The sequence below is a fragment of the Streptomyces sp. NPDC094143 genome (genome assembly GCF_040303825.1).
Classification (GTDB): domain Bacteria; phylum Actinomycetota; class Actinomycetes; order Streptomycetales; family Streptomycetaceae; genus Streptomyces.
In genome coordinates this window covers 189,896-203,128 of sequence record NZ_JBEOTZ010000009.1, presented here as the reverse complement: position 1 = coordinate 203,128, position 13,233 = coordinate 189,896, and the positions used below count along the sequence as shown (strand labels likewise).

Below are 13,233 nucleotides of genomic sequence, written 5' to 3'. Positions count from 1 at the left end.
CCGGAGAAGTGACGGAGGCGCTCACAGCGTCAGCTCCGGGTGCAGCCGGTCCAGCGTCCACACCTGGCGCCTGCGGGCCGCCACGGCGGTCAGCGCGAGGGCACCGGCGGTGAACGCCGTCAGCACCACGCACGCGTGCCACACCGGTTCGAGACCACCCCCGGTGATGAGCCGCCGCAGCGCCTCGACGACATAGCTCATCGGCAGGAAGGGGTGCAGCGCGTTGAAGAAGCCCGGGCTGGTCTGCACGGGGTACGTGCCGCCCGCCGAGGTCAGCTGGAGCATCAGCAGCGCGAGGACGAGGATCCGGCCCGCCGCCCCGAAGCGCGCGTTCAGCCACTGCACGATCGCCGCGAAGCACGCCGTCACCAGGAACAGGAAGCCCACCGTCCCGGCCGCCCGCACCATCTCCAGGCCGACCGCCCAGTGCAGCACCGACATCAGGGCCACCGTCTGCAGCACCCCGATCGCCACCACCGGCAGCCAGCCCGCCAGCGCGATCCGCCACGCCGGGGCGCCCGCGGCGAGCGCGCGCCGGTTCATCGGCGTGATCAGCATGTACGCCACCATCGCGCCCACCCACAGGGACAGCGGGATGAAGTACGGGGCGAATCCGGTGCCGTAGTTGGGCGCCTTGTGCAGGTCCTGGGAGGCGAGCCGCACGGGGTCGGCCATGACCTCGGTGCGCCGGTCGCGGTCCTGCTTGTCGTAGTCGGGGATCTTCTCCGCCCCGTCGTGCAGCCCCCCGGCGAGCTTGCCGGAGCCGTCGACGAGCTTGAAGATGCCGCCGTTGAGGTCGTCCGCGCCCGTCTTCAGCTTTCCGACGCCCTTGTCCAGATCGACGGCGCCGGTCTTGGCCTTGCCGAGCCCCGAGTGCAGCTTCTTCGCCCCCGCGGCGACCCGGGCGGCCCCGTCGTTCAGCTTGTTGATCTTCTTGACGGCGTCGTCGAGGTCCTCGGACAGGTGCGGCGCGCGGTCGGCCAGCGCCTGGGACTGCTGCTGCAGGGTGGCGAGGTTCTTGTCCAGCCGGTCCAGGTCACCGTCCTGGTCCGCGATGAGGGTGTTGAGGTCGTCGGCGATGAGGGTGACGTCGGCGGCCGCTTCCTTGGCCTTCTTCAGGTCGGCACAGGCGGCGTCGGGCAGGGTCGGGTCCTCGCAGCGCCGGGTGTAGACGTCGGTCAGCGTGCCGGACGCCGCGCGGGCGCCCTTGGCGGCGGTCGGGGCCGTCTTCACCAGGGTGTCCAGGTGCTTGCGGATCACCCCGGAGGAGTCGGCGACGAGCTGGGCCGTGTCGCCGATGGTCTTCTCGTTGCCCTTCAGGAAGGGGCGGACCTTGCCGGCGGTGCCGTTGACCTTGTCGGCGAGCGTCTGCGTGCCGTCCGCGACGCCCTGCGAGCCGTCCTGGAGGGCGCCGGCGCCCCTGGTGAGCTTCGTCAGCGCCTTCGAGAGCCTGCCACTGCCGTCCTTGGCGTCCTTCAGGCCGTCGGCGAGGTCCTTGGAGCCCTTCTCGGCCTTGCCGATGCCGCCCTTGAGCTTGTCGGCGCCCTTGGCCGCCTGCACGGTCTCGCCGTGGATGTCGGAGAACGACACGAAGATCCTGTCCAGGAAGGAGCGCGAGGTCTTCGTCGACGCGGCCTGCCGCACCTCGCCGAACACGGTCCGGGAGATCTGCCCGACGATGTAGTTGTTGGCGTCGTTGGTGTGCACCTGCAGGGCGCCGGTCTCCGGGGTGTTCCCGGAGCTGGAGGCGATCCGCTCGCTGAAGTCGGCGGGCATGGTGAGCGACAGGTAGTACGTGCCGTCCTCGACGCCCCTGCGGGCCTCGGCGGCGCTGACCTCGCGCCAGTCGAAGGTCCTGCTGTCGCGCAGGCCCTTCGTGATGTCGTCGCCCGCCGCGATGCGCTTTCCGCCGGCGGTGGCCCCCCGGTCCTCGTTCACCAGCGCCACGGGAATGCGGTCGAGCCTGCCGTACGGGTCCCAGAACGACCACAGGTACAGCGCGCCGTACAGCAGCGGCAGCACCAGCAGCGCCACGAGTGCGGCGCGCGGCAGCTTCCCCCGGCCGAAGCGGCGGAGCTCAAGCGCGGCCAGTCTCGGCGAGCGCATCGGCCTTCCCCTCTCCCTGGTCTCCCTGGTCTCCCTGGTCTCCCTGGTCTCCCTGATCTGCGTCCGCGCGGGCGACGGCCTGCGCGTCCCCGAGGTCCCGGCCGCTCCCGTCGGCGTGCTCGCCCACGGTGTCCGGGGCGTGCTTGGCGTCCCGGTCGTCTCCGGCGTCCTTGACGTCTTCGGTGTCCGGGGCGTCTGCGGGGTCCCGGTCGTCTCCGGTGTCCGGGGCGTCTGCGGTGTCCGGGGCGTCCTCGGCGGGCCGGTCGGCGTGGCTCTCCCGGGTGGACACCGGCAGGGTGTCCGCCGGGGCCTCGCTGCACACCGCCACGACCGTCGTCCCGGCGGCCGCGAGGGACCTGAGCAGGGCCCAGACCTCGTCCCGCTCCTTGCCCGAGAGCTTGAGGTCGGTGTCGTCGACGCCGAGCAGCCGCGGGCGGCCGACCAGCGCCAGCGCGACCGACAGCCGCAGCGCCTCCAGGCGCTCCAGGTCCCGGACGGCGGTGCGCGGCCCCTTGGGCAGGGTCTCCAGGTCGAGACCGGCGGCGGCCAGCGCCTCGTCGACGCGCCGGCCGGCCTCGGCCGCCCGCTCGCCCCGGGGCCGCAGCAGGGCGCGCAGGGAATCGCCGAAGCGCCGCTGGAGCAGGGCCCGCTCCCGCAGGTGCTCGCCGACGGTGAGCGCCGGATCCAGGTCGGTGACCCCCGGCACGTGCGCCAGGGCACTGACCCGGCGCACCGCCGCCATCTGCCGGGGCAGCCGCGCGTCGCCCACCGCCGCCGTGCCCTCCGTGACCTTCATCCGTCCCGTCAGCGCGAGCAGCAGGCACGTCCGGCCGGATCCGGACGGACCCTCCACCGCGACGAGCGTCCCCGGCTCGGCGTCCACGGAGATCCCGCGGACCGCCCACCCTCTGGGCCCCTTGATCCCCAGGCCCTCCGCGGCGATCCGCACCCCTCCCGTCGGTTCCCCCACGAGACTCCCCAAAAATCTGAACTGACTGGTCAGTGCAAAAACTACTCCGAACCTACGAGCGAGGCAAAACAGCAGGTCAGAACGGATTGTCAGTGCCATACCTCACGATGGGTCACATACGGCACTCCGTAACGGACGCGCCGTCACACAGACGACAGGAGGTTCGTCATGGCCAGCTACCACGCAGCAGCCGCCCGCCGGCGCCGCGCCACCGGCCCTGCCCCCTCACTGACCGGCCCCGCGAGCGACGTGCACCCCGTGCTGCGCCGGGCCTCGGCCCCGCCCGCCGCCCTCGACCTGCTCGCCCAGGCCCGCGCGGGTCTCGACGAGGCCACCGTCCTGGAGACCCCGAACGAGCGTTACGCGACGGCACACCTGGCCGCCCTGCGTACCGCCGCCGCCGTGCTCGCAGCCCGGGGCAGGCCGGAGACCTCGCCCCGGGCCAGGGCCAAGATCCGAAGCGCATGGGAAGTGCTCCCCGAGATCGCGCCCGAACTGTCCGAGTGGAGCGCGCTGTTCGCATCCGGCGCCCGGCGCCGCGCCCGCGCCGAGGCCGGCATCCAGGGCGCGGCCAGCGGCCGGGACGCCGACGACCTCATACGCGACGTGTCGATGTTCCTGCGTCTCGTCGAGCGCATGCTGGTCCTCCAGCCGGTCCTCCCACAGCCCCGGCCGGACCAGGACCGGCCCGACGACCGGGGACCGGGGGCGGACATGCCGGACGCGGGCTGACCGGCCGGAGGAGCCGGCCCCCGCACCGGGTCATGCCGGGCGCCGGGCCGGAGGCAATAGGGTGGGGGAGCCTGAAGTCTTCCCTCCCCGCAGCCGGGGCCGGGGAAGGCAGCCCGTTCGCTCCGCCGCGCAAGAGGCGGTGCCGCGCCGAGGAGTCAACTGCCGTGTCGGACCCGATGCGCCCCCGCGCCTCACTCCGTACCGCCGTGGTCTGGGAGGTCCTCCAGGACGCCCTGGAGCGCCGGGTCAAGGCCACGGGCCGGGAGTCGCTGGACGTCCTCGACACGGGGGGCGGCAGCGGCAACTTCGCCGTGCCCGTCGCCCGGCTCGGCCACCGGGTCACCGTCGTCGACCCCAGCCCCAACGCGCTGTTCGCGCTGGAGCGCCGCGCCGCCGAGGCCGGCGTCGCCGACCGCGTCAGGGGCGTGCAGGGCGACGCCCACGGCCTGTTCGACGTGGTCGAGCGCGACGGCTACGACGCGGTGCTGTGCCACGGCGTCCTGGAGTACGTGGACGACCCGGCCGAGGGCGTCCGCAACGCGGTGGCGGCGCTGCGCCCGGAGGGCGTCCTCAGCCTGCTGGCTGCCGGGCTCGGCGGTGCCGTGCTCGCGCGGGCCCTCGCCGGGCACTTCAAGGAGGCCAGGCAGGCGCTCGACGACCCGAACGGACGATGGGGCTCGGGTGACCCGGTCCCGCGCCGCTTCACCACCGAGCAGCTCACCGGCCTGGTCGAGGGCGCGGGCCTGCGGGTCGCCGCCGTGCACGGCGTGCGGGTCTTCGCCGACCTCGTGCCGGGCGTCCTCGTGGACACCGAGCCCGGGGCCCTGGAGGCGCTGCTGAAGCTGGAGGAGGCGGCGGCGGAGCTTGCGGCCTTCCATTCGGTGGCCACACAGCTCCACGTGCTCGGTGAGACCGGTGAGACCTCCGAAACCGGTGGGGGCAATGAGGCGCCTGGGTCCGGCGGGGTGTGAGCCACCTCTGAGGCACCGCCGCTGATCAGCGGCTCGGCTGGGGATGGAGTACGCCACAGGCCCCCCGAATGGGGGCTTGGCGCCGTATGATCGAAGGAGACCGTTCCGGCATGACGGGTCGGCCGCCGGGGAATGACAAGCCTCAGCGAGTCGGGACGCCCATGGCGGATACCGGTTGCCAATTGGCGCAGAGGGGCGGGTTTCACGGGGGCGATTCCCTGCCTATCCTGAAGGGACCCCCCGGGTCGCCCCGGCGACTGCACGATGAGGAGGACTCCGTGCCGCTCTCGGAGCACGAGCAGCGCATGCTCGAGCAGATGGAGCGAGCGCTGTACGCCGAAGATCCCAAGTTCGCGTCGGCGCTTGAGGGAAGCGGGCTGCGTACGTACACCCGGCGGCGGGTCTACCAGGCGGTCGCGGGCTTCCTCGTTGGTATTGCGCTCCTCATGGCCGGTATGGTCGCCAAGCAGGTCTGGCTCAGCGTCGTGGGCTTCCTCGTCATGCTGGGGTGTGCGGTGCTCGCCGTGACCGGCTGGCGCAAGGCCCCCAAGCCGGGGGAACAGGCCGCCGGTGCCGCTGCGGGCCCGCAGGGACGCCGCCAGGGCCGGCCACGGCGCTCCATGATGGACCGCATCGAGCAGCGCTGGCAGAAGCGCCGCGACGAGCAGGGCGGCCATTAGCCCCGCGGAGCCGCGTCAGGTCCCCATGAACACCTCGTCAGGGGGTGACCACCGAGTCGTGGTCACCCCCTGACGCATGCCCGGGGTGGGGAGATCCGTACCCGGCGGGGTGCGCCCGGTGCGAGCGCGGCCCGGCAGCGTCCGAGCGCCGTCCCAGCAGGCGGTGCGACACCCGGAGCCCGCAGGACGAAGCCGGCCGGACGCCATCTCGTCCAACCGGCTTCAGCCGTACGGTCCCCCTCTCGCCACGCCCTCGGCCCCTGGCCGGCCGCGGCCCGCACACCGGGAGGGAACCACGCCGAGCGCCGACCCGGCCCCACAGGCGCGGAGGCAGGCGTCGAGGACGGCCGGCGTGGGCGGGGCGGTGCCGGGAGCCGGGGCCATGCGCGCCCGGCGGCCTGTCAGGCCCCCTAGGACCCGCCCCGGCCGCAACTGCCGCCCGGCTCCGTCTTGCCCGGGCCCCGGCCGCAGCTGCCGCCCGGCTCCACCTGCCGGGCCTCAACCGCAGCTGCTGCGCGGCTCCACCTTGCCCGAGCCCTGGCTGGCAGCTGCCGCCCGGCTCCCCCCGCCCGGGCCCCAGCCGTAGTAGCCCACCGGCTCCGCCCGGGTCTCAGCCCTGCCTGCCCCAGTTGGGGTGTAGGTCCACGGCCCGTTGCCGGACACCGGACCACCAGTCCGAGGCCGCCCACAGCACCCGCGTCGTGGAGCGCGGGGCGAGAACCGCGCGGAACCTCGCCGCACGGCCCGCTCCGGCGCTCAGACCCGCCGCCACACGGCGGACGTCGTCCGGCAGCCCGGCCGTGAGACGGGGGTGCGGTGCGTACAGGACCTGCTCCACCGCGTCCGCCACCCGGTGCACCGACGTCGCCGCCTCACCGTCGAGGCTGCCCAGCCGGACGATGCGGGCGGCCGCCTTGCGCGGGGTCAGCGACTCGTCCGGCGGGATGCCGAAGTCCCACGCGGTGTCCGTCAGCTCCTGCCAGACGGCCAGGGTGTGCGGCGCCACGTCCGCCTCTCCCCGGCCGTGCGCCCCCAGGCGTACCGAGCGGGTGCGCAGGCGCCACAGCATCGGGGCCAGGGGGAGTGCCACCACGGCGAGACCCCCCAGGACCCAGACCAGGAACGCGTACCACGGGGGGCCGTCACCGCCGGTGGGCAGCGCTGCCTGGGGCGACTCACTGCCGCAGCCGCCGTCCAGCTTCTTCTGCTCCGGCGTGCAGCTCTCGCTCGCCGAGGGCGTCGCGGACGGCGCGGCGGACGTCGACTGGCTCGGACGCACCTCGTCCGGCACCGAGCTGCCCGGCGTGTCCGGCACGGTGTACGGCGGAATCGAGCCGCGGTTGGGAGTCGGCTCGAAGCGGGTCCAGCCCACGCCCTCGAAGTACAGCTCGGGCCAGGCGTGTGCGTCGCGCAGCCCCACCGACACCGAGCCGTCCGCCTGCGGGGACCCGGGCGCGAAGCCCACCGCGACCCGGGCCGGTATGTCCAGGGAGCGGGCCATCGCCGCCATGGCGAAGGAGAAGTGCACGCAGAAGCCCTGCTTGTCCCGCAGGAACCGGGCGATCGCCTCCGAGCCGCTGCCGACCTGCACCTGCGTGTCGTACTCGAAGCCGCCGGTCACCGCGAACCAGTCCTGCAGCTTGACGGCCTGGTCGTACGGGTTGGCGGCACCCGCGGTGACCTGGCGGGCGGTGCGGGCGACGACGGACGGGAGCGAGTCGGGCAGCTCGGTGAAGTCCCGCCGGATGGCCTCGGGCGCCGGCTCGGCGGAGGCCAGCTGCTCCGCCGTCGGCTGCACGTCCAGGCTCCTCACCTGGTAGGTCAGGCCCCGCGTGTTCTGGCCGTGGTCGCCGACCAGGGTCATGCCCAGCGGCTCGTACCGCCAGTTGCCGCTGATGCGCACCCCGCTCGGCGGGTACGGCATCGGCAGCCAGTCCTGGGCGTACCAGTCAGCCGCCGATATCGACGTGTCGACCTCCGCGCGCTTGACGTCCGGGGAGAGGCCGATGGGGGTCGGGAACGTTCCGTCGGGGACGGCGGTGATGGACCGTCTCGACGGCTTCCAGGTGGTGCCGTCGAAGTCGTCCAGGGACACGATCCGCAGATACAGGTCCGAGACGTCCGCCAGCTCCGTCTTCACGGAGAGGACCTGCTGGTCCTCGTCCGCGTTCAGGCTGTCCCGCAGCGACACCAGCGGGTTCACGGCGGAGATCGTGCCACCGCCGCCCGAGCCGGCGCCCGCGCCCGCTCCCACCGAGTCCAGCAGCCCGCCGTTCATCGTGGGCAGGCCGAGCGGCACCACCAGGGCGATGCCCAGTGCCACCACGCCGATGCGCCGGCCGGTGCGGACCGGGGCGACCGCGCCGCTCGACTCGCCCGTCCCCGTGCGAGGGGCGCCGCCGAAGACCCGGCCCCATTGGGAGAGCCGGTCCCGTCCCTCGGCCAGCAGCAACATCAGATAGCCGGCCGCCGCGACCAGGAACCACAGCCAGTCGGTGCCCCCGTCGGACAGCCCCGCCGCGACCGAGTACAGCGCGAGCAGCGGCAGACCGGCCGGGGCGGCGCTGCGGAAGGACACCGCGAGGGTGTCCACCAGCAGCCCGATGACCAGCACCCCGCCGATCAGCATCAGCCGGATGCCGTCGGACTCCAGGGGGGCCGGGATCGCGTACCGCGCGATGTCCTGCCCGCCCTGTTCGAGCAGGAGCGCGAAGCGTTCGAAGGCCTGCGGTCCGGGGATCAGCCCGGCCAGAGCCTGCTCCCGGGCGAAGACGAAGGTCAGCAGGAACAGCGTCACCAGGGCCTGGGCCGCCACCGTGAGCGGTCGCGCCAGCGGCACCCGGCGGGCCGCGGCGCCCACACCCGCCTGCACGGCCAGCAGGAACGCCGCCTGCACGATCCACGTGGCCGGCTCGACGAGGGGCAGCAGGGCGCACGCGGCCATCAGCGTGGCCGCCCACGCGGCCAGCGTCAGTCGTACCCGCCCGCTCATCACGGTCCCTCCCCGCCGCTCGCGGCGGCCACGCCCCGGCGCTCCCGGTCGGCCTGCCGCCACAGCTCGTCCAGCGAGACGCCCCGCGGCACGCCGAGGGCCGTCCACCCCGCCTCGCGCAGCATGCGCAGCCGCTCCCCGCTCCCGTGCAACGGACCGGGCACGTCGCTCGGTTCCCGCGTCCAGGTGCCGCTGTCCAGCACGAAGGCCACCGCGCCCCCGCTGCGCTGCCGCATCCGGGTCACCACGGCCGCCTGCTCCTCGTCCAGGTCGCCGAGGAAGGCCACCAGCAGCCCCTCGTTCCCGCCGCGGATCACGTCGTAGGCCCGGGACAGGCCCGCGCCGTCGGAGTGGTCGATCACCGCGAGGGTGTCCATCATCAGCCCGGCCGCATCCGCCGACTCCTGGCTCGCGCCCGCGAAGCCGTCGCCGCCCTCGCCGGGCACCGCGTTGCCGGTGTCCGTCAGCAGCCGCACGGAGAAGCCCCGTTCGAGCATGTGCACCAGCACGGAGGCGGCCCCGGCGACGGCCCACTCGAAGGCCGAGTCCGGGCCCGCGCCCGCGTAGGCGATGCCCCGCGTGTCGAGCAGCACCGTGCAGCGGGCGCGCTGGGGCTGCTCCTCGCGGCGCACCATCAGCTCGCCGTAGCGAGCGGTCGAGCGCCAGTGCACGCGGCGCAGGTCATCGCCGTAGCGGTAGCCCCGCGGGATCACGTCGTCCTCGCCGGCCAGCGCCAGCGAGCGCTGCCGCCCGTCGCCGTAGCCCTTCGCCTCGCCGCTCAGCCACACCGGAGCCAGCGGCTCCACGCGCGGGATCACGGTCAGGGTGTCGTACGTGGAGAAGGACCGGGTCAGCTCGCACATGCCGAACGGGTCGGTCAGGCGCAGCTGGAGCGGGCCCAGCGGATAGCGGCCGCGCAGGTCGGAACGGACCCGGTAGGACACCTCGCGCCGGCCGCCCGCCTCCACCCGGTCCAGCACGAAGCGGGGCCGGGGACCGAGCACGTACGGGACGCGGTCCTGGAGCATCAGCAGGCCCGTGGGCAGCCGCGAGATGTTGTCCATCCGCAGGTGGACCCGCGCCTCGCTGCCGGCCGGCACGCGCGCGGGGGAGAGCCGGCGGCTGCCCGCGACCCGGTAGCGCGTGCGGTACAGCACCGTCGCGCACACCAGCGGCAGCACCGCCAGCAGCAGGCCGACGCGCAGCAGGTCGGCCTGTCCGAGCACGTACGAGCACACGGCGGCCGCGACGCCGGCGGCCAGGAAGGAGCGTCCGCGGGTGGTCAGACCGGCCAGGGCGGTGCGGACGCCGCCCTTCTCGCCCCGGTCGGCCTCCGCCTGCCCCGTCCCGGCGGTGCTCATCACAGCCTCCGCGGCGGGTGCGAGGGATAGGTCGGCGCGGTGCGGCCCACGGCGCCGAAGCCGCTCTGCTGCTGGGGCGAGGCCGGCACCGGGGTGCGCTGCAGGATCTCCTCGACGACCTGCTCGGCCGTGCGGCGGTTGAGCTGGGCCTGGGCGGTGGGCAGCAGACGGTGGGCCAGGACGGCGACGGCCAGGGCCTGCACGTCGTCCGGCAGCGCGTACTCCCGGCCGCTCAGGGCCGCGGACGCCTTGGCCGCGCGCAGCAGATGCAGCGTGGCACGTGGGGAGGCGCCCAGTCTCAGGTCGGGGTGCGTGCGCGTGGCGCCGACCAGGTCGACCGCGTAGCGCCGGACCGGCTCGGCCACGTGCACACCGCGCACCGCCTCGATCAGCTTGAGGATCTCGTGCGCGTGCGCCACCGGCTGGAGGTCCTCCAGCGGGGAGACGCCACCGTGCACGTCCAGCATCTGCAGCTCGGCCTCCGCGCTGGGATAGCCGACCGAGACCCGCGCCATGAAGCGGTCGCGCTGGGCCTCCGGCAGCGGGTAGGTGCCCTCCATCTCGACCGGGTTCTGCGTCGCCACCACCATGAAGGGGCTGGGCAGCTCGTAGGTCTTGCCGTCGATGGTGACCTGCCGCTCCTCCATCGACTCCAGGAGCGCGGACTGCGTCTTGGGCGAGGCGCGGTTGATCTCGTCGCCGATCACCACCTGCGCGAAGATCGCACCCGGCTTGAACTCGAAGTCGCGGCGCTGCTGGTCCCAGATGGAGACACCGGTGATGTCCGACGGCAGCAGGTCCGGCGTGAACTGGATGCGCCGCACCGAACAGTCGATGGACCGCGCCAGCGCCTTGGCCAGCATGGTCTTGCCGACGCCCGGGACATCCTCGATCAGCAGGTGCCCCTCGGCGAGCAGTACGGTCAGCGAGAGCCGTACGACCTCGGGCTTGCCCTCGATCACGCCTTCCACCGACTCCCGCACGCGCTCCACCACGGCGGTCAGATCAGTGAGGCTCGCTCGATCGTCATAGGTCGTCACCCGGCCCTCCTCGGCCTTTCCCCTGCTCCCAGGAAGCACGGGATACCCCAGTTTCCCGGGCCGACGCCGCATGACGCGGGCCGGCCCACCCCGAACACGCACACCACGCGTGAAAAGTTCCGCGTGACGCCACTCCCGCATTCTTGCTGCCGTTACCGATTCGTGTCACTCGACTGTGGACAACTGGCCGCGATATGTCGGTCTTACGGCCATTCGAACGCGTGACTGACAGGCTTTCGACAGCTACCGGGGGTTGCCGACGGGGTGGGCGACCAGGTCAGGAGGCGGGGTCGACCTCGCGCAGCAGGCCGGTCTTGACGTCGAAGACGAAGCCGCGCACGTCGTCGGTGTGCAGCAGGAACGGGGAGGTGCGCACGCGCTGCATCGACTGCCGGACGTCCTGGTCGACGTCCCGGAAGGACTCCACGGCCCACGCCGGGCGCTGGCCGACCTCCACCTCCAGCTCGTTGCGGAAGTCCTCGGTGAGGCTCTCCAGGCCGCAGCCTGTGTGGTGGATGAGGACCACGCTGCGCGTGCCCAGCTTGCGCTGGCTGATGGTGAGGGAGCGGATCACGTCGTCCGTGACGACACCGCCCGCGTTGCGGATCGTGTGGCAGTCACCGAGCTCAAGACCGAGCGCCGCGTGCAGGTCGAGGCGGGCGTCCATGCAGGCCACGACGGCGACGTGCAGGACGGGGCGGGCGTCCATGCCGGGATCGGTGAAGGCCTCGGCGTAGCGCTGGTTCGCCTCGACGAGCCGGTCGGTGACGGTGCCGCCGGTGGTCGCGGCGTGGGGGCCAGTGGGAACCGATGCAGAAGTCGTCATAACCATGACGTTACTGGTCACCCGGGTCCTCGTCCCGCTGTGAGAGGGGACAAAGAACGCCATCGGACCTTGTAGTGAGGTAACCCACAGGGGTGGTGTGCGACGCGCAGGCCGGTTGATTGACCGCGACACAGGGTGGACTAAAGTGACGCGAAGCGGGAGGCGAGACTCTCCCCGCTGGACTGAATTCCCGGAGACCCCGGCGACGACCGGAGATCTCCCCGCGTGCGCGGCGCGTACGTACGGCTCGGCCTCCTCCCGCTCCCGGTCGACTGACGCTTCCGGCGCCGGCAGGCCTCCTCACGAGCGGGCGGTGACCCGGCGGTGCGTGCGGGCCCGCCGGATCTGAGAGGGCCCCTTGAGCGAGAGTCGACACGTCCCGGTGATGCTCCAGCGGTGCCTGGATCTGCTGGCACCCGCCCTTGAGGGCCCGGACGCCGTGGTCGTCGACTGCACCCTCGGCCTCGGCGGCCACAGCGAGGCGCTCCTGGAGCGGTTCCCGGACGTCCGTCTCGTCGCCCTGGACCGTGACAAGGAGGCCCTGCGCCTGTCCGGCGAGCGCCTCGCGCCGTACGGGGAGCGCGCCACCCTCGTCCACGCCGTCTACGACGAACTCCCCGACGTGCTGCGCAGGCTCGGCATCGCGCGCGTGCAGGGCGTCCTGTTCGACCTCGGCGTCTCCTCCATGCAGCTCGACGAGGCCGACCGCGGCTTCGCCTACGCCCAGGACGCCCCGCTCGACATGCGGATGGACCAGACGACCGGGGTCAGCGCCGCTGAGGTCCTCAACACGTACCCGCCGGGCGAACTGGTCCGCATCCTCCGGGCGTACGGCGAGGAGAAGCAGGCGAAGCGGATCGTGTCCGCGGTCGTGCGCGAGCGGGAGAAGGAGCCGTTCAGCAGCAGCGCGCGGCTGGTCGAACTGATCCGCGACGCCCTGCCGCAGGCCGCCAAGCGCACCGGCGGCAACCCCGCCAAGCGCACCTTCCAGGCCCTGCGCATCGAGGTCAACGGCGAACTCGCCGTCCTGGAACGGGCGATCCCGGCCGCCGTGAAGGCGCTGGACGTCGGCGGGCGGATCGCCGTGCTGTCGTACCACTCGCTGGAGGACCGGCTGGTCAAGCAGGTGTTCGCGGCGGGTGCCGCCACCACCGCGCCGCCCGGGCTGCCGGTCGTGCCGGAGCGCTACCAGCCGCGGCTCAAGCTGCTCACCCGCGGTGCCGAACTCCCCACGGAGGAGGAGATCGCCGAGAACCGGCGAGCGGCACCGGCGCGGCTGCGCGGCGCCCAGCGCATCAGGGAGGACGTCGAGTGAGCCAGGGGTGGTCCCGGACCGATGGAGCGCGAGTGGGCGACGGGTGGCTGTCGCCGGTCCGCGGAGCGCGAGCGGGCGGCGGGCGGTCACCGCGGGCCGGTGGAGCGTTGGCCCGCGACGGGCGGCCGTGTCGGGCCGGTGGAGCGCGAGTGGGCGACGGGGGGCTGCCGCGGGCCGGTGGAGCGTCCCCGCCCGACGGGTGGCCGTTCCGGACGCGCGCAGCGCGCACCGGCCGCGGGC

At 73.5% G+C, this 13,233-nt stretch carries 10 protein-coding genes; 4 read left to right on the top strand and 6 right to left on the bottom strand.

Translation table 11 applies throughout. From position 1 onward, the window contains the following. Nucleotides 1-21: 21 nt before the first annotated feature. Nucleotides 22-2,106 (bottom strand): YhgE/Pip family protein, encoded by a 2,085-nt coding sequence (locus ABTZ58_RS14960; RefSeq protein WP_351355498.1) that lies wholly within the window; start codon nucleotides 2,104-2,106, stop codon nucleotides 22-24. Next, nucleotides 2,078-3,076 (bottom strand): ATP-binding cassette domain-containing protein, encoded by a 999-nt coding sequence (locus ABTZ58_RS14955; protein ID WP_502996073.1) that lies wholly within the window; start codon nucleotides 3,074-3,076, stop codon nucleotides 2,078-2,080. The genes ABTZ58_RS14960 and ABTZ58_RS14955 overlap by 29 nt, the downstream gene beginning before the upstream one ends. Before the next feature lie 168 nt (nucleotides 3,077-3,244). Between ABTZ58_RS14955 and ABTZ58_RS14950 the strand changes: the two genes are divergently transcribed. The 3 genes from ABTZ58_RS14950 to ABTZ58_RS14940 all read left to right on the top strand — a co-directional run bounded on the left by ABTZ58_RS14950 (nucleotide 3,245) and on the right by ABTZ58_RS14940 (nucleotide 5,459). After that, entirely contained in the window at nucleotides 3,245-3,808 is a 564-nt protein-coding gene (locus tag ABTZ58_RS14950) for an SAV_6107 family HEPN domain-containing protein (protein ID WP_351355492.1), read from the top strand. A gap of 164 nt (nucleotides 3,809-3,972) precedes the next feature. Beyond that, complete coding sequence (locus ABTZ58_RS14945) at nucleotides 3,973-4,779, top strand: methyltransferase (RefSeq protein WP_351355490.1); 807 nt, start codon at nucleotides 3,973-3,975, stop codon at nucleotides 4,777-4,779. A 278-nt stretch (nucleotides 4,780-5,057) separates the two neighbouring features. After that, nucleotides 5,058-5,459 carry an SCO2097 family morphological protein gene (locus ABTZ58_RS14940; RefSeq protein WP_309096861.1) on the top strand — a complete coding sequence of 134 codons (402 nt, stop codon included), beginning with the start codon at nucleotides 5,058-5,060 and terminating at the stop codon, nucleotides 5,457-5,459. Nucleotides 5,460-6,069: 610 nt separating this feature from the next. On the opposite strand, the gene ABTZ58_RS14935 is transcribed toward ABTZ58_RS14940, so the two are convergent. From ABTZ58_RS14935 to ABTZ58_RS14920, 4 genes are all read right to left on the bottom strand, one after another. Then, nucleotides 6,070-8,451, bottom strand: a complete 2,382-nt coding sequence (locus tag ABTZ58_RS14935; RefSeq protein WP_351355487.1) for a transglutaminase TgpA family protein — start codon at nucleotides 8,449-8,451, stop codon at nucleotides 6,070-6,072. Beyond that, nucleotides 8,451-9,812, bottom strand: coding sequence for a DUF58 domain-containing protein (locus ABTZ58_RS14930; RefSeq protein WP_351355484.1), 1,362 nt, complete (start codon nucleotides 9,810-9,812; stop codon nucleotides 8,451-8,453). The genes ABTZ58_RS14935 and ABTZ58_RS14930 overlap by 1 nt, the downstream gene beginning before the upstream one ends. Further along, entirely contained in the window at nucleotides 9,812-10,852 is a 1,041-nt protein-coding gene (locus ABTZ58_RS14925) for an AAA family ATPase (protein ID WP_351355481.1), read from the bottom strand. Before ABTZ58_RS14925 ends, ABTZ58_RS14930 begins: the two co-directional genes overlap by 1 nt. Before the next feature lie 277 nt (nucleotides 10,853-11,129). Next, nucleotides 11,130-11,741: a beta-class carbonic anhydrase gene (locus ABTZ58_RS14920; RefSeq protein WP_502996072.1), complete on the bottom strand. Its 612-nt coding sequence runs from the start codon at nucleotides 11,739-11,741 to the stop codon at nucleotides 11,130-11,132. Between the two features lie 295 nt (nucleotides 11,742-12,036). Here ABTZ58_RS14920 and rsmH point away from each other — a divergent pair, with 295 nt between their 5' ends. Beyond that, nucleotides 12,037-12,993, top strand: a complete 957-nt coding sequence (gene rsmH / locus ABTZ58_RS14915) for a 16S rRNA (cytosine(1402)-N(4))-methyltransferase RsmH (protein WP_351355476.1) — start codon at nucleotides 12,037-12,039, stop codon at nucleotides 12,991-12,993. Nucleotides 12,994-13,233: the final 240 nt, after the last annotated feature.

Bases quoted from the DNA above. Each gene is read 5' to 3' on its own strand.
- ABTZ58_RS14930 (WP_351355484.1), bottom strand. From the start codon at position 9,812: ATGAGCACCGCCGGGACGGGGCAGGCGGAGGCCGACCGGGGCGAGAAG.
- ABTZ58_RS14935 (WP_351355487.1), bottom strand. From the start codon at position 8,451: ATGAGCGGGCGGGTACGACTGACGCTGGCCGCGTGGGCGGCCACGCTG.
- ABTZ58_RS14950 (WP_351355492.1), top strand. From the start codon at position 3,245: ATGGCCAGCTACCACGCAGCAGCCGCCCGCCGGCGCCGCGCCACCGGC.
- ABTZ58_RS14920 (WP_502996072.1), bottom strand. From the start codon at position 11,741: ATGGCGTTCTTTGTCCCCTCTCACAGCGGGACGAGGACCCGGGTGACC.
- ABTZ58_RS14960 (WP_351355498.1), bottom strand. From the start codon at position 2,106: ATGCGCTCGCCGAGACTGGCCGCGCTTGAGCTCCGCCGCTTCGGCCGG.